Source organism: Dyella sp. AD56 (genome assembly GCF_002878475.1).
Taxonomy (GTDB): Bacteria; Pseudomonadota; Gammaproteobacteria; order Xanthomonadales; family Rhodanobacteraceae; genus Dyella.
Window position 1 is genome coordinate 107,591 of the sequence record NZ_NRDP01000022.1, and the last position, 21,743, is coordinate 129,333.

The following is a 21,743-nucleotide window of genomic DNA, read 5'->3' on the forward strand; positions in this document are numbered from 1 at the left end:
AGCACCCATCACATGGGACAACGTGCCCGTAGCCGAGCCTGCCTTCGAAAGATAGGCATTGAAGCGTTCAATGGAGCTGTCAGTGGTTTAAGTCTGCGTTTGAGGAGTTTGATCACTGATCAGTGCGGTCCTTTCCTATTTTGCTTTGGTGTTCGCTGTACTTTCTACGTCCGTAGAAACGGGCAGCCGCAGAGTGAAACGAGCTCCGCCGGTCGGTGAATCATCAACCTCGACACTGCCGCCTTGTGACGTGATGGCGCGCCGGACAATCGCCAGTCCAAGACCAAAGCCACCGGTACTACGGTCACGGCTACGGTCGAGTCGATGGAAAGGTTCGAAGATGGACTTCCTATCAGCCTCTGGCACACCGATACCATCGTCATCGACATGGATGACGAGCATTTCGCCGGTCATCGTCACGGTGATGTTGATTTGGCTTCGCCCATAACGCATCGCGTTGCGAACGATGTTGATCAGGGCGCGCGCTGAGCGTTTCGGGTCGATGGGCGCCATCGCTCCGGTTGGAAGAATGGTCACGCGGCAGTGGATATCACGCGCTTCCATCTCCAGCGCGAGGCTGCCGATCACACTGTCGATGAATTCCGCGATATCGACCTGGCAGTACTCCGGGTCGCGGCCTGGCTGCCCCAGGGCACCGTATGACAGCAGTTCGCTGACCAATTGATCCAACTCAGCCATGTCATCTGACATGGCTGCGATGTGGCGGCGCCGTTCTCCTTCGTCCCTGGCCGATTTCAGTAGTGCCAGGGCAAAGCCGAAACGGGCGATAGGCGTGCGCAGCTCATGCGATATCGCGTTGATCATCTCGCTCTGGGTCGACACGAGGGTCTGGATGCGGCTCGCCATACTGTCAAAGCGCGTTGCCAGAGGCGCTACGCTGGAGCGCGCCGACAAACCGGAGCGCACATGGAGTTGCCCGTCACCGAAGCGCTGAGCGGCCTCGCGAAGAATTTCGAGGTCACGCCAATGGGACCGTAGCCAAAAGAACAGGCCGCCAAGCAGCATGGCGACCACCACGGTCCACGCGACGACACGGAACAGGGAGCTTGCACCCGGCGCCTGCAGGTCGCGCGTGCGCAGCAATTGATGAGAGGGAGGGATAGCAAGAAGGATGGTGCCGGGAGTATCGATGTCGACCGCATAACCGAGATCCAGACGGCGCTGCTGGTCGTCCGTCAGAACAACAGACGATCGATCAAGCAGGTCGAAGCGAACCATAGTGAGCGTGGGTTGTACTTCATCGAGGGCCTTTTCTCGCTTGGCCTCGTCCTGAACGGACAGCATATCGCGCAGGATATACATGGTCGAACGTAGATCATTTGCGTCTGATGGCGTCAACCTGGGAATCAGCATGTATTGCATGCCAGGAACGACGACGAACACCGCCAGGAGGATACTGGCGATGAGCGTTAGATAGAGCTTGTAGAACGTACGCAGCATGGCCGGTCAGTCTTCCCACGCGTATGGATTGAACAGGTAGCCCTTGCCCCACACGGTCTTCAACTTCTGAGGCTCCTGCGCCAAATCGTCGAACCGCCTGCGCAATCGCGACACGCCCGCGTCAATCGTCCGGTCAAGGCCGTCGAACTGAATGCCACGTAGCTGCTTCATCAGCTCGTCACGACTTAGTACGCGGCCTGGAGCCCTGGCAAAGGCCAGCAACAGGTTGTACTCGGTGGTCTTGAGTTCCACGGCCGCCCCTTTCCAGGTGACCTCGCGTGATAGTTCGTCGATGCGAAGGCCGCCAAAAATCATCACCTGATCGCGCGAAGCTTCATCTGTTCGTTCGGGCGAGACATGCCTACGCATTACGGCGCGCAAGCGTGCGAGAAGGAGCCTTGGCTCCACTGGCTTCAGTACGTAGTCATCCGCACCGATCTCCAGGCCAGCGATCTGGTCCATGGTATCGGCGCGCGCCGTAAGCATCACGATAGGAGTGTCCCCCAGTTGCCGAAGTCGCCTGCAAACCTCTACACCGTCCATGCCGGGCAGCATGAGATCGAGTACGACGACCACAGGAGAAACTTCATGGAATGCGGCCACGGCGGTGTCGCCGCGCGGGCAGATGGAGACGTCGAACTCATATCGGCTAAGAAATTCCGATACGAGGGACGCAAGGCGATGATCGTCCTCGATGAGAAGTAATTTATGCATGGCATCACGAACCTTAGTTACACCAACGTAACATCGCTCCAGGCGCATCAACAATCGAAAACGACTTCGAAATTGTGTTTATTTGTAGCCGGCGATTACAGATGGGCACATTTGTCCCACAAAGACCCCACACACCTCTGGCCATGAGGTGCCTACGATTCTGGCCCGTCCCCATGGCCAGGAGTGCCTCCCTTGAAATCGTTTCGCCTCTCGTACCTTGTGCTCGCGCTGCCACTGCTCACGCCAACTGTCCACGCTCAGGACGCGAATGTCAGCACCTCCTATGTTGGCGGCGGAGTCGCCTACCTGCCTCGCTACGCAGGCAGTAACGAGTATCGGGTGACTCCGTTAGTTGATGCCTCGTTTACCTTCCACAATGGCTTCTTCATCGACGGAACGCAGGGCGCTGGCTTCCGCTTCCGGCTCACTGATTACCTTTTCGTGACCACTTCAGCAGGCATGGATCCAGGTCGAAAGGACCAGGATGATGTGGCGCGCCCTGGTTCCGATTTTTTGAAGGGTATGGGCGACATCAAACCCTCCGTACTCGCCAACGTGGGCTTCGGCGTCAAGATTGGTCAACGCGCAGACATCGGGCTTATCGCCAGCAAGTCCATGAACCACGCAGATTACGGCATGAGCTACCACCTTACGGGTCACGTGCTCGCGTGGAGCGGAGCGCGCGACAGCATCGATCTCAACGCAGCCCTGCATTACGGCAACGACAAGTACAACCAGACCTACTTCGGCGTGACTTCGGTACAGGCCGCGAATACGCATTTTCAAAGGTTCTTGCCGGGAGCCGGCTTGAACGCGGCCGCCGCAGGCGTCACATGGACACATCGCTTCGGCGAACACTGGATGACTCGCTTCAGCGCCGAAGGTGCGCACTACCTCAAGGATGTTGCCGATAGTCCGATCGTGCAGAAGAGAACCGGGTATCTCGCCAGTGCTTCCGTTGATTACCGGTTCTGAAGAGAGGAGCGATAATCATGTACCTCACCTTTTCTCGCGTTCTTTTCTACACGTCACTGCTCGGACTGATCCTGTTTGCCGGCTGTGCCGCCGATCCTCAATGGCACGATGGAGACCGTGGAAACGGTCGTGGCGAAACGCAGACATTGTCCTGCGCCAGTGACAACAACGCCTATCGGCACTGCGACGTCGACGGTCGACTGCTTAAGGCGCGCCTGCGCGAACGCCGGTCTGTGTCCAAGTGCGAGTACGGCAGCAGTTGGGGATGGGCACGCCACGGTATCTGGGTGGACAAGGGATGCCGTGCGGATTTCGACGTCCTCGTTGACTGACTTTCCCTTCGTTACTGGTCCGGTGCCGACACCCACATCATCCAACAGGATTCAGAGATTAGCGTTGATGGCACCGGACTACTGATTGTGCGATTTCTGGAAGTCACTAGAACGAATTTTGAGGAACATTGCATGCCTGGTGCAACGGTAGGCGCTGTGCGAGTCGTGCTTAGGCTGGAAGGGCTTTGTGTTCTGGTCGCGGCTTTGTTGGGTTACTCGAAATACGGTTTTGGCTGGGGGACATTTGCCCTGTTCTTCCTTACGCCAGACCTTTCGCTTATCGGCTATCTCAGAGGCTCAAAAGTCGGTGCCGTCACTTACAACCTGGCGCATTCATATATTGGCGCCATCGTTTGCCTTGCCGTCGGCACGGTACTTCCGGCACCAACCATGCTCTGCATAGGGCTTATTTGGTGCGCACACGTGGGTTTCGACCGAACTCTCGGCTATGGCCTCAAGTATTCGGCTGGCTTTGGCCTTACTCACCTTGGTCGTATGGGCCACATTCCGCTTGTTACTTCTGGTGCTGAAGAAGAGGTATGCCCCTGATGCCCTTCGCATCATTCGATGCGAGCCTCGCGCGAGGCTACTGACCTCAAGCGTTGGGTATCAGCAGCCACTATCCATGGCGTTCCGGACAGTGCAGCCACAGATGATCGTATCTCCGACAAACCTGTGAGCGTACGCGCTCTACCAGCGCCATTGGCGTCAACGCGGATTCCGGTTGGGCTGAACGTCCGATCCGTAAGCGCTGACCTCCCCTTTGATGGGGAGTTCGCGCGCAGGCGGACGCTTGTGGCTATATTCTTAGAAGGTCCGCTTCCGACCCAAAGCAGACATTAGCTTCGCAAACTGGAGCATTTGAAATGTGGAGATCACGATGGTGCGCTTGAGCTGCGCGGGTGTCCGGTTTGGCTCCTATCTCGACGAGAAGCACTTGTTCACCTGGGCGGAGGAAATTCCGTGCTTTGACCGCTGGGATGGCGACACGCTGGTTTTGCGGTCCGGAGAGATCTCTGAGGTGGACCTGCGGGACCTTCTAGCGCTGTTTTCGCGCTACCGGCTACCAATGCAACAACTAGCCCAGTTCGAGACGGGCACCAACAAGCACTGGTTCAAAGCACCTTCTACCTTCTGGTACTTAGAGGTTTTCGGGGGCGATGATCTCGATTCAAGCCAAGACTAACGTGTCCGCTATCGACCCGAAGCGGACATCTTTGACGGAAAGTGGGGCGATATGTTTCGAGGAGCCTTTGGTTTCATTGACCCAGCGCAGGATCCAATGTGGCCGTTGGCCATAGATGGGCGGGCGCGCTTTGGCGCGGAAAATGTCCATACCGACGGCTATTTTTCATTGGTGGCCCCTATTTTCGAGACCTATGCCCAGCGAGATTCGGGCATCGGCATGTTCGCCCTAAACGTCCTGGTCGTTCTTCGGCCGGGTGACTTCGAACCGGTCAGGGCTGCTCTAGCTGCGCTGAGGGAGGAATTGAAATCGTTCCCACGGTGCTGGCGCGTTTTTCTTGGTGAACGTCATCCGGCGAACGGAGCACCGATAGTGAGGCTGGAGCCTCTACTTTTTCGGAGCCGTGCTACTGCAATTGTCGATAGGATCGAGAGGTCTTTGGACATCGCTGCTGCTACTGGCCGGTATCTGGTGTACGGAAACGGGGTCGTCTATAGGCAGCTTTTGGGCATCCGCCTTCCTCCCGGAACGGTCGAATACTCATAGCTACGTAAGGTCCGCTTTTCGACCCGAAGCAGACATAATCAATCCCATGACAAAAGTCCTTGCCGCTATTGCGCTTTTCGGATTCGTTGCCGCCTGGTGCGCGGCAGTCGTCGTGTGGTTTTCTGCCGTTGTCTTTGCGGTGAAGGCCGCGCGTAGAACACAGGCAGGGGTTCGGCTCTGGGGGCGAGAAACGCTGTGGAATCCAGCTAACGCCCTGCTCAATCCTCAGCTTTTGACGCCCGAAGGGTTGTCCTACCGCAGGAAGTGTTTTGTCGCCATTGGTGTGTTTATCGGTTGTGTTGGCGTTCCACTCTTGGTGGCGGCCATCACGGGAAACTTGAAGTGAATGAGGGTCCGCTTCCGACCCATAGCGGGCGTTCGCGACACCACAGAATCGACGCTTCATAACTAAGCGCACGGAATCTACTGGATGGGTAACCATGACTGATCTGCTCGGAGGCTTGTTTCATCAGGGTATTAAGATGGCTGTTGCTCTGCTGCTTGTCGTCCTTTGGGTTCTTTTCGTTGTGTTTGTCGATGTCGCGGGCAAAGCGTGGATGAGGAATGCACCTGGGAACCCCAAGAGAGCTGCCTTTCTTATTGCTGTATTTTTGACCTGTTTCGGAAGCGTCATCGCATTCGCTCCACTTGCATACTGGCTCGACTCCGGAAGTGTCATCGCGTCCACAACACTCGGGAGCTGGCTACACAAGGCGACTTGGCCCGTAGTCGTCCTGGTCGGCGTAGCGGTTGGTTTCCGAGAGGTGCGTCGCCTGGCTGCCGTCAGAGCGCTGAACAAACGGACGACAGGCTAAGGTCCGCTTTCGACCCAAAGCAGACCTTTTGAGAAAGAGCCGGAGAGCCCGGAGGGGGCAATGATCTACATTGACGTGATTTGGCACCACGACAATCCAGCTTACCCAGTGCGTTTGGTATCTGAGCTCGACGAGAAGCGTTGGGAGCATCGAAAGCTGGAGTTCTATCGCGATGGGCGAGTCGGGGCGGCCTCGGCGGCAGGAGCGACACTCGACACCGCCTTGGGTCTAGAGCCCGTTCCATCCGTCGACGAAATTAACCAAGACCGAGAGTTCACAGCGAAGGCTATGGATCCCGGTGCTTTCCAAGCGTTGTGGTCGGAACAGGGGCTCGACTGACTAGTAGTTTTGTGAGGTCCGCTTTCGACCCATAGCGGACATTCCATTCAAGGACGGTCTACATGAAGCAGTTCGACGTGGTCAAAGTGACGGCAATCCGTGGCGACCGCTTTGTTGGTGCCGAAGTTTTCGATAAGCGTGCTCCGTCCGTTGGAGACATTGGGACGATCCTGGAGGTGTACGCAGACGCCTACGAGGTTGAATGCTCGGACTCGGACGGATCGACCGTCTGGCTGGAAGCTATGTATCCGGACGAAATAGAGTCTGTTGGAACCTAGGGCAATGTCCGCTTTCGACCCAATGCGGACCTAAACCGCCGTGAATTTCAGGAGTCAGGCTTTGAGCGGTTACGCCAATTCCATTGTGTTGCAGCACCTGGAGCAGGCCCTCCGTGACTTGCTATCCGGACGTGGCAGCCTGACCGAGGGTGTGAGGGACGTGGTCCAATGGGCCCGATCAAATCATGGTCTGGACGACGAACACTTCCGGATATTCGTAGGTGTCGATTCGGACACCGATAGATTTCCTCTTGGGGCAGTTCGCGAGAAGTGGAGTGAAGGTGCGCTTCGCGAGGTCGATGCCGAGCGACTCGTGGCCGAGAATCACTATCGAGAGTTGGTGATGGATAGCAGCCGGTCACTTCTCGAGGCCGTAGTTGCCATTCGGCCGAAGGCGACCTATACCGATCCGCGTTTGGGCTAATGTCCGCTTTCGACCCATAGCGGACATTGCCTGTCGACTACGTTTTTTTGTCTCGCTTGTTTTTGAGAGAGCTAATTCGATGGTTTTTCATAAACGAAAGATTTCGGTGTTGGCAGTTTTTCTACTAGCCTCTGTCGGGGCGCAGGCTGTTGAGCCTTGGTTGCCACCGTCCTACGTCTACACAACGCAGAAGCTCTACGCAGATCTTGACGCGGCTGATCGTGCGGGATGGCTGGCTAGCGATTTCAAGAACCCCAACAAAGCTGCGGAGTCGGAGACACGTGAGACTCGGGCTCAAGCCTATATGGAAGGGGTTGTGGATGCCCTTAACGGCGAAAGATTTTGCACGCCGCCTAAGTCCGATTTGCCTGGTGTCGTCGGCTCGTACATCAAAGCCCACATGAATCTCTGGAATCTTCCAGCCGCGCACACGGTTGAATTGGCGCTTACCGATACATTTCCTTGCCGTACTGGTTCCGGTAGCTCAGCAAATCGTTGAGACCCGGAATGTCCGCATCCGACCCATAGCAGACATTCTATGGGTCACTAAGGTGAGGCCAATGTGGGCTCCTGGCGCAGCGCTCGCGAATAGATCCCTTTAGTGTTCAGCTGCCGCGAGTCTCTTAGCCTACTGAGCTTGCGGACACCAACGTTTGTACATGCCCTCTGCCACCAACGTTTGTACAACCGGTACATACATTGGTGTCATGCCTACCATGCCTTATGGCAGGGTATGACTTCAGGCCCAGGCCACTACTGTTAACTTCGTACTATGGTTCACTCCAAGGTATGTAGCAGTGCGGGTGGGGCATGGAAGACAACAGCGGCCATCTGAAGAAATTCCAGAAGGAGCTATCGGCGGGTACGGTGTCGCTGGTGCTGCTGGCGGTGCTGGCACAGTCGCGGCAGCCGATGTACGGCTATCAGATCGCCAAGCGCCTGGAGGAAGTGGGTGAGGGCGTGCTTGCGGGTAAGCAGAGCGCGCTATATCCCGTGCTGCGCAATCTCGAGGGGGCGGGGCTGCTGGCCAGCGAGGTGGAGCCTTCCATCAGCGGGCCACCGCGGCGCTATTACCGCATAACGAAGCAGGGGCGCGAGGTGTTGCGCGATTGGGTGGATGCCTGGTCGGCCACGCGCGACTCCGTGGACGCCGTTTTGCAAGGAGGGGTGTAATGAACGCACCACGCACGATCGTTGAATACCTGAAGCAGCTGCGCATAGCGCTGAAAGGCGCAGACCCGGCATTGATCCAGGATGCGCTGTACGACGCGGAGGAGCATCTGCGTGCGGAGTTGGCCGACAACCCACAACGCAGCGAAGCCGACATGCTGGCCCACGTGGTCAGCACCTACGGCGCGCCGGAAGAGGTGGCGGATATCTATCGCGACCAGGAGATCAAGATCCAACGCGCGCTGCGTCCGCCGCCGCCGCCAAAGCGGGGCTCGCTGGTGGGTCGCTTCTTTGGCGTTGCCGCCGATTCGCGCACGTGGGGCGCGCTGTTCTACATGCTGCTGGCGCTGGCCACAGGCATTTTCTATTTCGTGTGGGCGGTGACGGGCATTTCGCTGTCGATGGGCTTGTCGGTACTGATCATCGGCATTCCGTTCGCCATCCTCTTTCTCGCCACGGTGCGCGCGCTATCGTTGTTGGAGGGGCGCATCGTCGAAACGATGTTGGGCGTGCGCATGCCGCGTCGACCGCTGTATCCGTCGAATGCCGGCAAATCATTGAGCCAGCGGGTGGGAGCCATCTTCACCGACGTGCATACGTGGACCACGCTGTTCTACATGGTGCTGATGCTGCCGCTGGGCATTTTGTACTTCACGTTGACGATCACCTTCCTGAGCATTTCGCTTGCCTTCATCGGCACGCCGGTGCTGAAGGCGCTGAGTGCGACGGATGTGATCTATCTCAATTGCGGCATTCCGCACTGGTTGTGTGACGAGCACTACTGGCCGTTGGCCGTGTTGACCTGTATCGCCGGCATCCTCCTGCTGTTCGTTACGCTGCACATGGTGCGTGGCCTGGGCAAGCTGCACGGTGCCATCGCCAAGGGCTTGCTGGTGCGTTTGTCGGGTGAGGGGAACTGAGCCATGTCTGCAAGCATGCTGGCCCGTCTGACGGGCGATTGGCAGGGCGAGGAAACCATCGCCACGACGCGTTGGGGTCAAGGCGGCCCGCCATGGGATATTTCACGGCGCGCCTGGCATTGAACGGCCGCGTGCTGGTGCAGGACTACCGCGAGGAATGCGATGGCGCAGTCAGCTTGCAAGCGCATGCCGTGTTCGTGGCAGAGCCCGAACATGATCAGTACAGCCTGCACTGGTTCGACAGCTATGGCTTCGTGCCGGGGACGCCGGCACCGGGCGTATGGAATGGCGAGAACCTGACCTTCGTGCGCAGTTCGCAGCGCGGGCAGACGCGGCATGTATACGTGTTCGAGGAGGACAACGTGTTGACGTTGCGGCTGGAGAGTTCGTTTGACGGCGGCGTGAAATGGGAGCCGGTGATGACGGGCAGCTATCGCCGTATCGACTGAAGGTTGGAGAGCATCACGCGCTCCAGCAAGGCCACGAAGCCGTTGTTGGAGCGCGCTTGTATGACGCTGGCGTCAGACCAGTTGCAGGTCCCTCGGGCGCGCTCCAGGGAATACCGACTGCAACTGACTGCCAGATAGCCCCCACATGCGCCCCATCAAGCCCCCGAGTACGTCGCGATAGTTGTTGAGCACCGGGTAGTCGCGGTTCTGCAGCAGACTCTGCGGATTCACCGCCACTTGCTGGCCGGCGATACGGCCGCCGTTGACCTTGCCGCCAAGCACCCAGTACACCGTGCCGTGGCCATGATCGGTGCCCTTGTTGCCGTTCTCGCGGAAGGTGCGGCCGAACTCGGATACCACGACGACCACGGTGTTGTTCCACTCGTCACCTAGCGCGTCGGCATAAGCGGCAATGCCCTTGCCGAGATTGCTGAGGTTGTTGGCGAGCTGGCCGGTGACGTTGCCCTGGTTGACGTGCGTGTCCCAGCCGCCGACGTCGACGAAGCCCAGGCGGTACTGGTCGCGCATCATGGTGGCGATGCGCTGGGTTTCGTCGGCGAAGCTCTTGGCGTTGGGAGCGCCACGGTTCGCCTTCATCATCTCGTCCTGCAGTTCCTTCGACACGGTCTGGCGAAGTTCCAGACCGTCCGCTGCGGCGGAGGCAAGCGTCGTGTTGCGGTACATGCCGGCAAGGATGCCGGCCTGGCGCTCGTCGTAGACCGGCTTGGTATTGCCGCGCAGAGAGATGTTGGGAATGTCGCGGCCGCTGCCCTGGAAAGATAGCGGCAGGGCGTCGGTGAAGGCGATGGACGGCACCGTGCTCATCTGGCCCGACAGTCGCGCCATGAAGCCGGAGCGGAAGTTGCTGCGTTGCTCCGTCGACTCGCCGGATTCGATGTTGTCCTGGGTCTCGAAATGGCTGCGCGACATATCGTCGGTGCCGGCGAAAGGAACGAAGGCGACCTGCCGCTTCTGCCACAGTGGGTAGATGGAATCCCGCAGCACCGGGTTGAGGCCCCAGTTGCCGTCCAGCCCGATCGTGCTGTTGGCGTTGTACGGGTCAGGCTTGGCGATGGCGAGGGTGGGGCGCGACTCGTAATAGAAGTCGCTGCTGTAGGGCACCAGCAGGTTGTTGCTGTCGTAGCCACCGCGCAGGAACACCAGCAGGAAGCGTGGGCTGCTGGCCGGAGCGGCGAACAGTTTTCCTGAAAACGACAAGGCGGGAGCGGCGACAGCAGCAGTGGCTGCGGCGAGCAGGAATTCGCGGCGTTTCATGGAAGTCTGCCTCAGCGGTAATTGAAGTCAGGCGAAGAAAGCAGGAAGGTGTTCCATTCCTGCTGAGTGGTGGCCTTGGCCAGCGCGTCACGCGTCGGCGTGCTCAGCTTGGTATCGAAGGTGTCGTAGTAGAGGCGGGTGGTGAGCATCGGGAAATCACCACCACTCTTGGGCTGGCCTTCCGGCGTCAGCAGGCGGTTATTGCCAGTGCCGATGGCGCCGGCGATCTCGAAGCGTTTGGCCATCTGTCCGGAGCTGGACCAACCGGTGCTGTCCAGTGGCCAGCCATCCGGCGTCAGGCGCCCGAACACCGGCTCGCCCAGCTGGTTGAGCCAATTGAGCAGCGGTTTGGCGTTGGCGATCGGCTTGCCGTCATAGGCCATGCGCACCGACGACACCACGAACTGCATCGGGTCCTTGAACTTTTTGCCGTAGCTGGCGGCCAGCTCCTTCGACTCGAACATGGTGCGCAACACCTCGGCGATATCACCGTCGGTGCGTTGGAACGTATGTGCCATCTTCGCCACCAGTTCCGGCGATGGCTCGTCGGTGACGAAGTATTCGGCAAGCTTCTTCGAAACGAACTGAGCGCACGCCGGTTGCTTGGTGATGATGTCGACGGCTTCGGATATCTCGTCGAAACCACTGCCCTTGATCTTGTGGCCGAGCAGCACCTTGTCGCTGAAGTCATGGCGCTTGGGGTTGAACTCGAACATGCCGTTGCGCACCACCATCTCGGCTACGCGCGGGCGCACGGCACCCGGATCGCGTAGCGGCGCGACGCCGGCGCCAGTGAGGATCAGCGCCAGTTGCTGTACGTCCTGTTGGGTATAGCCGGAACCCACGCCGAGCGTATGCAGCTCCATCAGCTCGCGCGCATAGTTTTCGTTGACGTGACCCTTGGCGTTCTGTGCGTTGTCCAGGAACTCCATCATCGCCGGGCTTTCCAGCGTGGCCATCACCAGGTCGCGGAACTTACCCAGTGCATGCGGACGGATGGTGTTCTGCACGTAGTCGGCGGCTACCCAGCGCACGCGCCCCTTGGCGCCGTACACACTGAAATGGTTGAGCCAGAACCACACCATCTGTTCCTTGAGCTGGTTTGGCCCATAGATGGCATGCAGCATCTCGATCTCCTGCGCCTGTTGCAGAAGGTCGTTGGCGTGCTGCTGCTGGTCCTTCTTCGCGGCGGCTTTGTCGTCGCCCTCGGGCATGTTCTTGATCTTGTCCTGCTCGTCGCGCAGGTTGGTCAGGAGCTGCTCGGTGGGCGTATTGGCGGCTTCGTACGAGTTGATCAGCGCGGCGATCGGCGCGGGCAGGTCATCGCCAACGCGTCCGTCCAGTTGCCGATCGAGCAGGTGTGAGCGGCCGAGGTCGCGGTACGTGGCGACCGTAGCGCTGTCGAGTTCGAAGCTGTCTCGGCGGAGCCAGTCCACGTCGTCTTGCGAAAGCGCATGAGCGTCCCGCGCGGTGGCCGCTCCGGAGCCAAGGACGAGCAGCATGCTTACGGCGGCGAGCCAAGAGCGGGTGCGAAGCGAAGGGTAGTTCAAGGTGTCCTGCATGCGTCCGGGCTCCAGGCGGTGGTTGAACGACGGCGTGACCTGGGAGTGTCAACGTGGGAGTTGACGACCGGCTTACCGGGGAGGAGGCGGGTGCCGCAAAATTGTTCGGCGGGGATTCATGCGCCGCGACAGCTTGGCGCAGGGATGGCATGCCCTTGTGCGTGCCATCCCTTTGGCTTCAATGCTTTCCCGCGACACAGGCTTCAGGCGTCGTCGGTGAATTCTACGAGCGCTCCCAATACGGAAGCCTCCACTTCGGCGACCGCGCGCACAGCATCCGCATGAAGCGTGTCACGCGCGGTGACTTCGATGAAGAACAAGTCGGCGCTGTTGTCGTCGACGAGCTCGGAGGAGCTGGAGTCCTCTCGCATGCTCTGCGATGGGTCATCAATCTCCTCGACATGCTCGATGCCGTCGATGCCGTGAAGAATCGTGAGGAGAGTGTCGGCATCGTCGCGCGTGCCGGTCATGCGAATGCGGATCGTGGGCATACGGGCGGCTCCCAGGTTCCTGCGCACTTAATGCTGCGGCAAACCATGTTCAGGGCAGGTGATCATGACGGCTGCGCTACCATTCGGGTTCACGCCGGAGGCTGTACTGTGACCAAGATTTACGACCGCGCCTACTTCGACAAGTGGTACCGCCACCCTGATCATTCGGTTGCGTCTCCGACGGAATTGCGCCGCAAGATCGCCATGGTGGTGGCACAAGCGGAGTACTACCTGGGGCGGCCGGTACGTTCGGTGCTCGACGTGGGATGCGGGGAGGGCGTATGGCGTGCGCCGTTATTGAAGCTCCGACCCGGTCTTCACTATCAGGGGCTGGAGGCGAGCGAGTACGCCGTTGAGCGCTACGGGCGTAGCCGCAATATCGGGTTGGCCCGGTTTGGTCAGCTGGAGTATCTGCGCTTCGATCATCGTTTCGACATCGTCGTGTGCACCGATGTGCTGCATTACCTCAAGCCCGCGGAGATTCGCGCGGGACTTGGCGGCATCAGCGATATGCTCGAAGGCGTCGCCTTCCTTGAAGTGTTCACCAGCAAGGATGGCGTGGACGGCGACATGGAGGGTTTCCATTCGCGTGCGCCATCCTGGTACCTGAAGGCGTTCAACGAGGCTGGGCTGATGCCCTGCGGCTCGCATTGTTATCTGGGGCCGCGCCTGGAGCGCCGCGTGGCGGCGCTGGAAAGGCTGTAGTCCTGGATAGAGTTTACCAGGAGGGCGCCGCCACGATGCCCGCCTGCTTGCTGGTCAGCTCAATCTCGGCGTGGACGTTGGGTCGCAACAATGGGCACGCGTCCATCAGTTGCTGGGTAATGCGCTTCCATTTCACGTCGGACAGTCGATAGGTGTGCATGAGGCGCAGTTTTGCAGGGGTAAAGTCCGGCGACAGCAGGCGGAAATAACGGGCTATTTCGCGTGCGCTGTACTCCCGCCAATGGTGCCCGTACGTGTGATGGCCTAGCACCTCGTCCACCGAAATACCTCCGCCTTGACCGCTTAGGAAGCGCAGGGGTTGCCACGCGCGCCCTTTCCACGAGTAGTAGTTGGGTGTGGTGACAACGATGCGGCCGCCCGGTTTCAGCACACGGTAAATCTGTCGCCAAAAATGCACCGGATTGAATGTGATGTGTTCGAGAATCTCGGTGAAGAGCACGATATCCATAGAGTCGTCGGGGATATACGACAGCTCTTGCGCCTGTTCCATATCGACGCAGGGCAAAAGGGTGATATCCATCGCCTCGGCGACGCTACGAACGCGCGGATCGCGTAGCGTGCCGGGAAGATCCATTGCCGTGATCTCGAAACCACCCTGTCGCCACATGACGGACTGATGCAGCCAGTGTGCGCCTACATCGAGTACACGTTTGCCTTCCTGCTTCCAGGTTGCCCTGAACTCGTCAAACGTTGCCCTGAACCGCAAGTAGTGATCGTCGAGATAGTCGGCAGGCGTGCCACCGTGTGACTCGAACAATGCCAGGAAATCGTTGTACTCGTTATCGGAATTTGCCCGCACATTCACTGCCGCTTGCTCCTTGAACTTCCACCGCCGCCCGGGGATGTTACCGCATGATGAATTTCGCTCCCTTTGCCGCGCCTCTGATATGACGGTACGGCAATTCGCCAGTCGATGACGGGCCTGCGTGCGTGTTGCGTCGTCGTCAAGCCGCAGTCGCTGTACATGCGTCTTGCACCACAAGGCGTGGGCATAAAAAAGCCAGGCCTCGAAAGGCCTGGCTTTTTATCTGCTGAGCGGAGCGATTAGGCCACGCCGCGCGAAGCCTTCTTGCGATCGTTTTCCGTCAGGTGCTTCTTGCGCATGCGGATTTCCTTCGGGGTGACTTCGACCAGTTCGTCGTCATCGATGAAGTCCAGCGCCTGTTCCAGCGAGAACTTGGTCGCCGGGGTGAGCTGGATCGCATCGTCCTTGCCGGAGGCGCGCATGTTGGTCAGCGGCTTGGGCTTGATGGCGTTGACCGTGAGGTCGTTGTCCTTGGCGTGGATGCCGATCAACTGGCCTTCGTACACCGAGTCGCCTTCAGCGGCGAACAGCTTGCCGCGATCCTGCAGCGGTCCAAGCGAATAGGCTGGGGTGGTGCCGCCAGCGTTGGCGATCATCACACCGTTGAGGCGCTTGGCGATGGCCACCGGCGTGTACGGACCGTAATGGTCGAATACGTGGAACAGCAGGCCCGAACCCTGGGTGAGGGTCTTGAACTGGTTCTGGAAGCCGATCAGGCCACGGGCCGGGATCAGGTACTCAAGGCGCACGCGGCCCTTGCCATCTGACACCATGTTCTTCAGGTCACCCTTGCGGATGCCCAGGCGCTCCATGACGCCGCCCTGGTGCTGCTCTTCGATGTCGACCACCAGCTGCTCGATCGGCTCCATCTTCTGGCCGTCGATGTCCTTGATGATCACTTCCGGACGCGACACAGCCAGCTCGTAGCCTTCGCGACGCATGTTTTCGATCAGCACCGAAAGGTGCAGTTCGCCACGGCCCGAGACCAGGAACTTGTCGGCGTCGGAACCATCTTCCACGCGCAGTGCCACGTTGTGCACCTTCTCGCGGTCGAGGCGCTCACGCAGCTGGCGGCTGGTGAGGAACTTGCCGCCGGACAGATCCTTGCTGCCGACGAACGGCGAGTTGTTGACCTGGAAGGTCATGCTGATCATCGGCTCGTCGACGCTCAGCGCGGGCAGCGCTTCGGGCGTGTCGATCGAGGTGACGGTATCGGAAATGGTCAGCTCGGGGATGCCCGAGATGGCGACGATATCGCCGGCTTCGGCCGAATCCTGCTCAATGCGCTCGAGGCCGAGGAAGCCCAGCACTTGGCCGATCTTGCCCTGGCGCTTCTTGCCTTCACGGTCGATCACGGAAACCGGCATGCCCTTCTTCAGGGTGCCGCGCTGGATGCGGCCGATGCCGATGACGCCGACGAAGTTGTTGTAGTCCAGCTGGCTGATGCGCATCTGGAAGGCGCCTTCCGGATCCACGTCCGGCTTGGGCGCGTGCTGCATGATCGCTTCGTACAGCGGGGTCATGTCGCCTTCGCGGGCGTTTTCGTCCAGCGAGGCGTAACCGTTCAGCGCCGAGGCGTAAACGATCGGGAATTCCATCTGCTCATCGGTGGCGCCGAGCTTCTCGAAGAGATCCCACACCTGCTCGACCACCCACTCCGGGCGGGCGCCCGGGCGGTCAACCTTGTTGACGACGACGATGGGCTTGAAGCCCATGGCGAATGCCTTCTGGGTCACGAAGCGCGTCTGCGGCATCGGGCCGTCCATCGCGTCCACCAGGATGAGCACGGTGTCCACCATCGACAGCACGCGCTCCACCTCGCCACCGAAGTCAGCATGGCCTGGGGTGTCGACGATGTTGATGCGGTTCTTGGCGCCGGTCTTCTTGTTTTCCCAGGTGATGGCCGTGTTCTTGGCCAGGATCGTGATGCCACGCTCCTTTTCCTGGTCGTTGCTGTCCATCACGCGCTCGGCGAGCACAGTGCGCTCGTTGAGGGTGCCGGACTGCTTGAGCAGCTGGTCAACGAGCGTGGTCTTGCCGTGGTCGACGTGGGCGACGATGGCGATATTGCGCAGATTTTCGATGGACATGAGGTCGGCTCGGGGCGGCGCGAGGCCGTCGCGTGAGGTTTCAGTAGGGATAACTCCGGGATTATACGGAGTTATGTGACCGCTTGCTTGAAAGGTCTTAACAAATTCGTTCAGGCAGGTGTTTCCGCCCTTCATTGCAACGAAAGCAGGGGCCCTCGCCCCTTTGCCGACGCAAAGAAAGCGGCCCGCCAAATGAAGCCGGGCGGGCCGAGGGGGAGAAACAGGAGGGGAGGCTCAGACCAGCCCGGTAAGCCCGTACGCCAGGATCACCACGAATACGGCCAGGGTCTTGATGACCGTGATGGCAAAAATGTCCCGGTAGGACTGGCGATGGGTTAGCCCGGTCACGGCCAGTAGGGTGATCACCGCGCCGTTGTGGGGCAGGGTATCCATGCCACCGGAGGCCATGGCGGCCACGCGGTGCAGCACTTCCATCGGGATGCCGGCAGCCTGCGCATTGCGGATGAAGGTATCCGCCATGGCGCCCAGGGCGATGCCCATGCCCCCGGAGGCCGAGCCGGTGATGCCGGCCAGCGCGGTAACGGTGACGGCTTCGTTCACCAGCGGATGCGGGATGGCGTGCAGGGCGTTGGCAATGACCCGGAACCCCGGCAGGGCGGCGATGACCGCCCCAAAGCCATATTCGGACGCCGTGTTCATTGAGGCCAGCAGTGCTCCGCCCACTGCCGCCTTGCTGCCTTCGGCGAAGCGCCGGGTCACGGGGCGCCAGGCAAACGCGAGTACACAAAGGATGCCAACCAACAGGGCGCCTTCGACGGCCCAGATGGCGGCGATCTTGGGGATCTCCTGCACCACGGGCTTGGTCTCGCCGATCACTGCCGGCAGGAACGAATAACTGGTGCCGTACCAGCGGGGAAGAGCATCGCCCAGCAGCTTGTTCAGTACGCCGACCAGCACCAGCGGCAGCAGGGCGATCAGCGGATGGGTGAGCTTGCCGCCTTCGAAAGCGACCGGTTCGTTGACGAGTTCCGTGCCATAGCCTTCGCCTGCCGCCATCGCTTTGCGTCGGCGTGATTCGAGGTAAAGCATGCCAACGATCAGGATGAACACCGCGCCCAACGTACCCAACCACGGCGCAGCCCACGCATTGGTGCCGAAGAACGACGTGGGAATGATGTTCTGGATCTGCGGCGTACCCGGCAGCGAATCCATGGTGAAGGTGAACGCGCCCAGCGCAATGGTGCCGGGAATGAGGCGCTTGGGAATGTTGGACTGCCGGAACAGTTCCGCCGCGAACGGATATACGGCGAACACCACCACGAACAGCGACACGCCGCCGTAGGTGAGCAGGGCGCACACGATCACGATGGACAGCATTGCGCGGCTGCGTCCCAGCAGGCCGATGGTGGCCGCGACGATGGACTTGGAGAAGCCGGACAGCTCGATGACCTTGCCAAAGATCGCGCCGAGCATGAATACGGGGAAGTACAGCTTGAGGAAGCCGACCATCTTGTCCATGAACAGGCCGGTGAACATCGGCGCCACCAGCGATGGCTCGGTCAGCAGCACTGCGCCAAGCGCTGCCACCGGTGCGAACAGGATCACGCTGTAGCCGCGATAAGCCGCGAACATCAGAAAGCACAGTGCGGCCAACACGATCAGAAACGCCATCGTCGATTCCCCAGACGCCCGTCGTGGGCATCGTCGTACAGCGAGTATCCGGAGGCGTGCCGGTGCGTGGCACTGTACGAAGGTACAAGTGTGGTGCGCGAGGGTGCTGCCTAAGCTCCGTGGCATTCGGCGTCCTGTGTCCATGGGATGCATCAAAGCAAGGGGAGCGGGGGAGCTATGAAACGCACGCATCTGAGTCTGGCGATCGGTCTGGTAGTGGGTTTGTCCTGCCTGGTGACGGCATATGCCGACGACGCACCGCAGAGCAGCACCACGCAGGCATCCACGGCCAAGCCGTCCGAAGCGAAGCAACTGGAAGGCATCAAGGTAACCGCGCGCAAACGCGAGGAAACCCTGCAGGACGTGCCCATCGCCGTCAGTGCCTTTACCGCGCAGTCGCTGTTCAACCAGAACGTGCAGAACCTGGCCGACCTGCAGGGCAAGGTGCCCTCGCTGCAGATCTATGCGGCGCGCGGTTCCAATACCACGCTGACCGCGTATATCCGCGGCGTTGGCCAGGCTGATCCCACCTGGGGTTTCGATCCTGCGGTTGGCATCTACCTCGACGACGTCTATATGGCGCGCCCCCAGGGCACAGTGCTCGACGTATTCGACACCAACCGCATCGAAGTGCTGCGCGGCCCGCAGGGCAGCCTGTACGGCAAGAACACCATTGGCGGCGCCATCAAGTATGTGTCCAACCCACTACCCACCAAGACCGAAGGGTCGGTGGAAGGCACGGTGGGCACGCATGGCGAAAAGGACATCAAGGGTAGCGTGGGCGGCGCTACCTCCGACGGCGTGTGGCGTGGTCGCATTGCGTATGCCAGTGAACACAACGACGGCTTCGGCAAGGATCTGATCACCGATAGCCGCAACGGCAACAAGAACAGCAATGCGGCACGCGCGTCGTTGGGCTTCTTCCCTACATCCGACTTCAATGCCCAGTTGTCGGTGGATGGCCTGCGTGATAATTCCAACCCGCGTGGCGCGAAGATGCTGCAGGTCAATTCGTTCGATCCGACCTACAAGCCGCTGTCGAGCGATTACGACACGCGCAGCGGTATGGATCAGCTCAACCACACCACGCTGTGGGGTACGGCGCTGACCTTGAACTGGATCGTCAGCCAGGACTGGACGCTGAAGTCCATCACCGCGTATCGCGGCTCGTCCACGGATTCCAATATCGACTTTGACACGCTTCCGGAGAAGATCGCCGACGTCAACGCGGTCTATAAGGACCATCAGTTCACGCAGGAGCTACAGGCGAACTACGACAACGGCGGCTCGATCCACGGCGTGTTTGGTCTGTTCTATTTCGACGGTACGGCGAAGGGTGAGATCCACAACATCTTCCTGGGATCGCCGCCGTACTACCCGCTGTTCTCGCAGTACGGCAGCACCGGTGGCAACATCGGCACCAAGAGCTACGCGGGCTATGGTGATTTCACGTGGGACATCAGTCCGCAGTGGAGTCTGGACCTTGGTCTGCGCTACACCAGTGAGAAGAAGTCGGCCATTATCCAGAACTACAGCTACTCGGACGGGACCTTTACCACGCCGGTCGGGACACTGGCCGATTTCAGCGGCTCGCATACCTCGCATAATGTGTCGCCCAAGGTGTCGCTGGACTATGCTGTCACCGATCAGGTGAAGCTCTACGCCAGCTACAGCCAAGGTTTCCATTCTGGCGGCTACAACATTCGCGCGAACTGCTCGGCGATTCCGCAGTCGTGTCGTCCGATCGCGGACGAGAAGGTGTCGTCGTACGAGATCGGCAGCAAAATGTCGTTCTTCGACGACTCGCTGATGTTGAACACGGCGTTGTTCCACAACATCTACTCGGATATCCAGCTTTCTGTGTTCAGCTCCTACACGCTGCCCAACGGCGCGCAGGGCTTCTTCGGTGACTTCACCAACGCAGGCAAGGGCCATATCGACGGTTGGGAAGAGGAGTTTGCGTGGACGCCGGTCGAGAACTGGACCCTCAGCGGCAACTGGGCCTACCTGCACACCAAGTACACCGACTTCGAAAGTGCCGGCGTCAATATCGCCGACACACAGCGCTTTACCAATGCGCCGAAGTGGTCGGGTGGTCTGAATCTGGAGCACACCATTCCGCTGGATAACGGCGGCAGCGTGAGCGGTCGTATCAACTACACCTACCAGACCAGCGTGTATCCGGAGACGACATTGTCGCCGCTGATCATGCAGCCGTCGTATGGGCTGTGGAATGCGGGCGTCGTGTGGCGCATCGACCAGCCGTGGACGCTCAGCCTGCAGGGCAGCAACCTGGCCAACAAGTCCTACCGCACCACGGGCTACAACATTGCTGCACTCGGTATCGTCACGGGCTTCTACGGCGCGCCGCGCATGGTGACGCTCACCGCCAAGTACACGTTCTGATTCTCGCCAAGGAGATGCGCATGCGACACCTGACCGGTTTGCTGTGTGGTGTGTTCCTGCTGTCCGGTGTCGCCTGTGCGGACGAGGCGCAGCCACTGCCGAAGCTGAAGCTTGATCCGGCCAAGGTGGCAGTGGCTGGTCTCTCGTCCGGCGCATACATGGCGACGCAGATGCAGTTGGCGTACCCCGAACTGTTCCCATCGGCAGCGCTGGTGGCTGGCGGCCCGTTCGGGTGCGCGGCGGGGCGGTTGGACCTGGCACTCAGCACGTGCATGAAAGGTGTGCCGGCGCCGGATGCGGCGGCGCTGGCGGCAAAGGCAAAGCAGCGTGCTGCTTCCGGCGACATCGGCGCACTGAAAGGCCTCGCGCATGGTCAGGTCTACCTGCTGCACGGTAAGGACGACGCCGTGGTGGCACCAGTGGTGGCGGAGTCCGCCGTCCGGTTCTACGAGCAACTGCGTGACACCGAACCTACTCTCAAATCATTGAAGGTTACGGACGATGGTGGGCGCGTCTTTGCACACAATCTGCCCATTGCTGCAACGGGTGATGATTGCGACAAGTCCGTCTCGCCGTATCTTGGTCGTTGCGGGTTTGATGCAGCAGGCGAGATCTTCCGCCAGATGTTCGGCAAACCGGCACACGACGCTTCGGCACCCAAGGGCGAGCTGCGCCGCTTCAACCAGGACGCGTATCGCCCCGGTGGTGCAGACGCCTTCCTTGCGTCAACGGGCTATGTCTATCTGCCGCCCGATTGCGCCGCTGGCAAGCGCTGCGGCCTGATGGTGGCGTTTCATGGTTGCAAGCAGAACGCCGACGCTGTCGGCGAGGCGTTCGTGAACGATGCCGGGTTCAATCGCTGGGCCGACGTGTACGACGTAGTCGTCCTGTATCCTCAAACCCGCGCGAGCACCGCGCCCATGAATCCGCAGGCATGCTGGGACTGGTGGGGATATTCGGGAGACAACTACGACAGCCGTCAGGGCGTGCAGGCGCGCTGGGTGGTGGATGCTGTCAAAGCCTTGGGCTTGCCGTGATTTCTCCCTCTCCCCTTCGGGGAGAGGGCTGGGCTGAGGGGTGGGCCGGGATGACGGTAGGTGGGGGCGCATGAGCTTGAGTTTTGCGTCATCTTTGGCAAGGCACGCCT

The 21,743-nt window shown here is 60.0% G+C and carries 23 protein-coding genes; 15 read left to right on the forward strand and 8 right to left on the reverse strand.

Annotated elements, in window-relative coordinates:
- Nucleotides 1–135: 135 nt before the first annotated feature.
- Together DyAD56_RS14340 and DyAD56_RS14345 are read right to left on the reverse strand one after the other, a co-directional pair.
- Nucleotides 136–1,461, reverse strand: a complete 1,326-nt coding sequence (locus DyAD56_RS14340) for an ATP-binding protein (RefSeq protein ID WP_102303446.1) — start codon at nt 1,459–1,461, stop codon at nt 136–138.
- A gap of 6 nt (nt 1,462–1,467) precedes the next feature.
- A complete protein-coding gene (locus DyAD56_RS14345) occupies nt 1,468–2,223 on the reverse strand; it encodes a response regulator (protein WP_304529234.1) in 756 nt (251 codons plus the stop codon).
- Between the two features lie 144 nt (nt 2,224–2,367).
- Between DyAD56_RS14345 and DyAD56_RS14350 the strand changes: the two genes are divergently transcribed.
- From DyAD56_RS14350 to DyAD56_RS14410, 12 genes are all read left to right on the forward strand, one after another.
- A complete protein-coding gene (locus tag DyAD56_RS14350) occupies nt 2,368–3,150 on the forward strand; it encodes a MipA/OmpV family protein (protein WP_158241354.1) in 783 nt (260 codons plus the stop codon).
- Between the two features lie 17 nt (nt 3,151–3,167).
- Entirely contained in the window at nt 3,168–3,482 is a 315-nt protein-coding gene (locus DyAD56_RS14355; protein ID WP_102303449.1) for a DUF3011 domain-containing protein, read from the forward strand.
- A 132-nt stretch (nt 3,483–3,614) separates the two neighbouring features.
- Nucleotides 3,615–4,031, forward strand: coding sequence for a DUF4260 domain-containing protein (locus tag DyAD56_RS14360; RefSeq protein ID WP_102303450.1), 417 nt, complete (start codon nt 3,615–3,617; stop codon nt 4,029–4,031).
- Between the two features lie 331 nt (nt 4,032–4,362).
- Complete coding sequence (locus DyAD56_RS14365) at nt 4,363–4,668, forward strand: hypothetical protein (RefSeq protein WP_146010518.1); 306 nt, start codon at nt 4,363–4,365, stop codon at nt 4,666–4,668.
- Between the two features lie 592 nt (nt 4,669–5,260).
- On the forward strand, nt 5,261–5,560 hold the full coding sequence (locus tag DyAD56_RS14375) for a hypothetical protein (protein WP_102303453.1): 300 nt from the start codon (nt 5,261–5,263) through the stop codon (nt 5,558–5,560).
- Between the two features lie 94 nt (nt 5,561–5,654).
- The gene (locus DyAD56_RS14380) at nt 5,655–6,029 is read left to right on the forward strand and encodes a hypothetical protein (protein ID WP_102303454.1); all 375 of its coding nucleotides are present in this window, start codon (nt 5,655–5,657) and stop codon (nt 6,027–6,029) included.
- 60 nt (nt 6,030–6,089) lie between these two features.
- Entirely contained in the window at nt 6,090–6,368 is a 279-nt protein-coding gene (locus DyAD56_RS14385) for a hypothetical protein (RefSeq protein WP_102303455.1), read from the forward strand.
- A 62-nt stretch (nt 6,369–6,430) separates the two neighbouring features.
- Nucleotides 6,431–6,646 (forward strand): DUF4926 domain-containing protein, encoded by a 216-nt coding sequence (locus DyAD56_RS14390; RefSeq protein WP_102303456.1) that lies wholly within the window; start codon nt 6,431–6,433, stop codon nt 6,644–6,646.
- Between the two features lie 40 nt (nt 6,647–6,686).
- Nucleotides 6,687–7,070: a hypothetical protein gene (locus DyAD56_RS14395; RefSeq protein WP_146010519.1), complete on the forward strand. Its 384-nt coding sequence runs from the start codon at nt 6,687–6,689 to the stop codon at nt 7,068–7,070.
- Nucleotides 7,071–7,880: 810 nt separating this feature from the next.
- Complete coding sequence (locus DyAD56_RS14400) at nt 7,881–8,243, forward strand: PadR family transcriptional regulator (RefSeq protein ID WP_102303458.1); 363 nt, start codon at nt 7,881–7,883, stop codon at nt 8,241–8,243.
- Nucleotides 8,243–9,160: a sensor domain-containing protein gene (locus tag DyAD56_RS14405; protein WP_102303459.1), complete on the forward strand. Its 918-nt coding sequence runs from the start codon at nt 8,243–8,245 to the stop codon at nt 9,158–9,160. Before DyAD56_RS14400 ends, DyAD56_RS14405 begins: the two co-directional genes overlap by 1 nt.
- Nucleotides 9,161–9,252: 92 nt before the next feature.
- Nucleotides 9,253–9,609 carry a DUF1579 family protein gene (locus DyAD56_RS14410; RefSeq protein WP_233202458.1) on the forward strand — a complete coding sequence of 119 codons (357 nt, stop codon included), beginning with the start codon at nt 9,253–9,255 and terminating at the stop codon, nt 9,607–9,609.
- A gap of 72 nt (nt 9,610–9,681) precedes the next feature.
- On the opposite strand, the gene DyAD56_RS14415 is transcribed toward DyAD56_RS14410, so the two are convergent.
- The 3 genes from DyAD56_RS14415 to DyAD56_RS14425 form a co-directional block, all read right to left on the reverse strand.
- Nucleotides 9,682–10,884 carry a DUF1501 domain-containing protein gene (locus DyAD56_RS14415; RefSeq protein ID WP_102303460.1) on the reverse strand — a complete coding sequence of 401 codons (1,203 nt, stop codon included), beginning with the start codon at nt 10,882–10,884 and terminating at the stop codon, nt 9,682–9,684.
- Between the two features lie 11 nt (nt 10,885–10,895).
- The gene (locus DyAD56_RS14420; RefSeq protein WP_102303461.1) at nt 10,896–12,446 is read right to left on the reverse strand and encodes a DUF1800 domain-containing protein; all 1,551 of its coding nucleotides are present in this window, start codon (nt 12,444–12,446) and stop codon (nt 10,896–10,898) included.
- Between the two features lie 203 nt (nt 12,447–12,649).
- Entirely contained in the window at nt 12,650–12,937 is a 288-nt protein-coding gene (locus tag DyAD56_RS14425; protein ID WP_102303462.1) for a hypothetical protein, read from the reverse strand.
- 108 nt (nt 12,938–13,045) lie between these two features.
- Between DyAD56_RS14425 and DyAD56_RS14430 the strand changes: the two genes are divergently transcribed.
- Nucleotides 13,046–13,642 carry a class I SAM-dependent methyltransferase gene (locus tag DyAD56_RS14430; RefSeq protein ID WP_102303463.1) on the forward strand — a complete coding sequence of 199 codons (597 nt, stop codon included), beginning with the start codon at nt 13,046–13,048 and terminating at the stop codon, nt 13,640–13,642.
- A gap of 13 nt (nt 13,643–13,655) precedes the next feature.
- Here DyAD56_RS14430 and DyAD56_RS14435 read toward each other — a convergent pair whose 3' ends face one another.
- From DyAD56_RS14435 to DyAD56_RS14445, 3 genes are all read right to left on the reverse strand, one after another.
- Nucleotides 13,656–14,468: a class I SAM-dependent methyltransferase gene (locus DyAD56_RS14435; RefSeq protein ID WP_158241356.1), complete on the reverse strand. Its 813-nt coding sequence runs from the start codon at nt 14,466–14,468 to the stop codon at nt 13,656–13,658.
- A gap of 239 nt (nt 14,469–14,707) precedes the next feature.
- Nucleotides 14,708–16,558, reverse strand: a complete 1,851-nt coding sequence (gene typA / locus DyAD56_RS14440) for a translational GTPase TypA (protein ID WP_102303465.1) — start codon at nt 16,556–16,558, stop codon at nt 14,708–14,710.
- Between the two features lie 234 nt (nt 16,559–16,792).
- Nucleotides 16,793–18,190, reverse strand: coding sequence for a GntP family permease (locus tag DyAD56_RS14445; RefSeq protein WP_102303466.1), 1,398 nt, complete (start codon nt 18,188–18,190; stop codon nt 16,793–16,795).
- A 177-nt stretch (nt 18,191–18,367) separates the two neighbouring features.
- On the opposite strand from DyAD56_RS14445, the gene DyAD56_RS14450 reads away from it, so the two are divergent.
- Together DyAD56_RS14450 and DyAD56_RS14455 are read left to right on the forward strand one after the other, a co-directional pair.
- Nucleotides 18,368–20,596, forward strand: a complete 2,229-nt coding sequence (locus DyAD56_RS14450) for a TonB-dependent receptor (protein ID WP_102303467.1) — start codon at nt 18,368–18,370, stop codon at nt 20,594–20,596.
- Nucleotides 20,597–20,616: 20 nt separating this feature from the next.
- Complete coding sequence (locus DyAD56_RS14455; RefSeq protein ID WP_102303468.1) at nt 20,617–21,633, forward strand: PHB depolymerase family esterase; 1,017 nt, start codon at nt 20,617–20,619, stop codon at nt 21,631–21,633.
- Nucleotides 21,634–21,743: the final 110 nt, after the last annotated feature.

Coding starts and splice junctions, on each gene's coding strand:
- DyAD56_RS14405 (WP_102303459.1), top strand. CDS start 8,243: ATGAACGCACCACGCACGATCGTTGAATACCTGAAGCAGCTGCGCATA.
- DyAD56_RS14445 (WP_102303466.1), bottom strand. CDS start 18,190: ATGGCGTTTCTGATCGTGTTGGCCGCACTGTGCTTTCTGATGTTCGCG.
- DyAD56_RS14410 (WP_233202458.1), top strand. CDS start 9,253: ATGGGATATTTCACGGCGCGCCTGGCATTGAACGGCCGCGTGCTGGTG.
- DyAD56_RS14400 (WP_102303458.1), top strand. CDS start 7,881: ATGGAAGACAACAGCGGCCATCTGAAGAAATTCCAGAAGGAGCTATCG.
- DyAD56_RS14390 (WP_102303456.1), top strand. CDS start 6,431: ATGAAGCAGTTCGACGTGGTCAAAGTGACGGCAATCCGTGGCGACCGC.
- DyAD56_RS14415 (WP_102303460.1), bottom strand. CDS start 10,884: ATGAAACGCCGCGAATTCCTGCTCGCCGCAGCCACTGCTGCTGTCGCC.
- DyAD56_RS14385 (WP_102303455.1), top strand. CDS start 6,090: ATGATCTACATTGACGTGATTTGGCACCACGACAATCCAGCTTACCCA.
- DyAD56_RS14375 (WP_102303453.1), top strand. CDS start 5,261: ATGACAAAAGTCCTTGCCGCTATTGCGCTTTTCGGATTCGTTGCCGCC.
- DyAD56_RS14340 (WP_102303446.1), bottom strand. CDS start 1,461: ATGCTGCGTACGTTCTACAAGCTCTATCTAACGCTCATCGCCAGTATC.
- DyAD56_RS14425 (WP_102303462.1), bottom strand. CDS start 12,937: ATGCCCACGATCCGCATTCGCATGACCGGCACGCGCGACGATGCCGAC.
- DyAD56_RS14455 (WP_102303468.1), top strand. CDS start 20,617: ATGCGACACCTGACCGGTTTGCTGTGTGGTGTGTTCCTGCTGTCCGGT.
- DyAD56_RS14450 (WP_102303467.1), top strand. CDS start 18,368: ATGAAACGCACGCATCTGAGTCTGGCGATCGGTCTGGTAGTGGGTTTG.
- DyAD56_RS14360 (WP_102303450.1), top strand. CDS start 3,615: ATGCCTGGTGCAACGGTAGGCGCTGTGCGAGTCGTGCTTAGGCTGGAA.
- DyAD56_RS14380 (WP_102303454.1), top strand. CDS start 5,655: ATGACTGATCTGCTCGGAGGCTTGTTTCATCAGGGTATTAAGATGGCT.
- typA (WP_102303465.1), bottom strand. CDS start 16,558: ATGTCCATCGAAAATCTGCGCAATATCGCCATCGTCGCCCACGTCGAC.
- DyAD56_RS14345 (WP_304529234.1), bottom strand. CDS start 2,223: ATGCGCCTGGAGCGATGTTACGTTGGTGTAACTAAGGTTCGTGATGCC.
- DyAD56_RS14355 (WP_102303449.1), top strand. CDS start 3,168: ATGTACCTCACCTTTTCTCGCGTTCTTTTCTACACGTCACTGCTCGGA.
- DyAD56_RS14420 (WP_102303461.1), bottom strand. CDS start 12,446: ATGCAGGACACCTTGAACTACCCTTCGCTTCGCACCCGCTCTTGGCTC.
- DyAD56_RS14365 (WP_146010518.1), top strand. CDS start 4,363: ATGGTGCGCTTGAGCTGCGCGGGTGTCCGGTTTGGCTCCTATCTCGAC.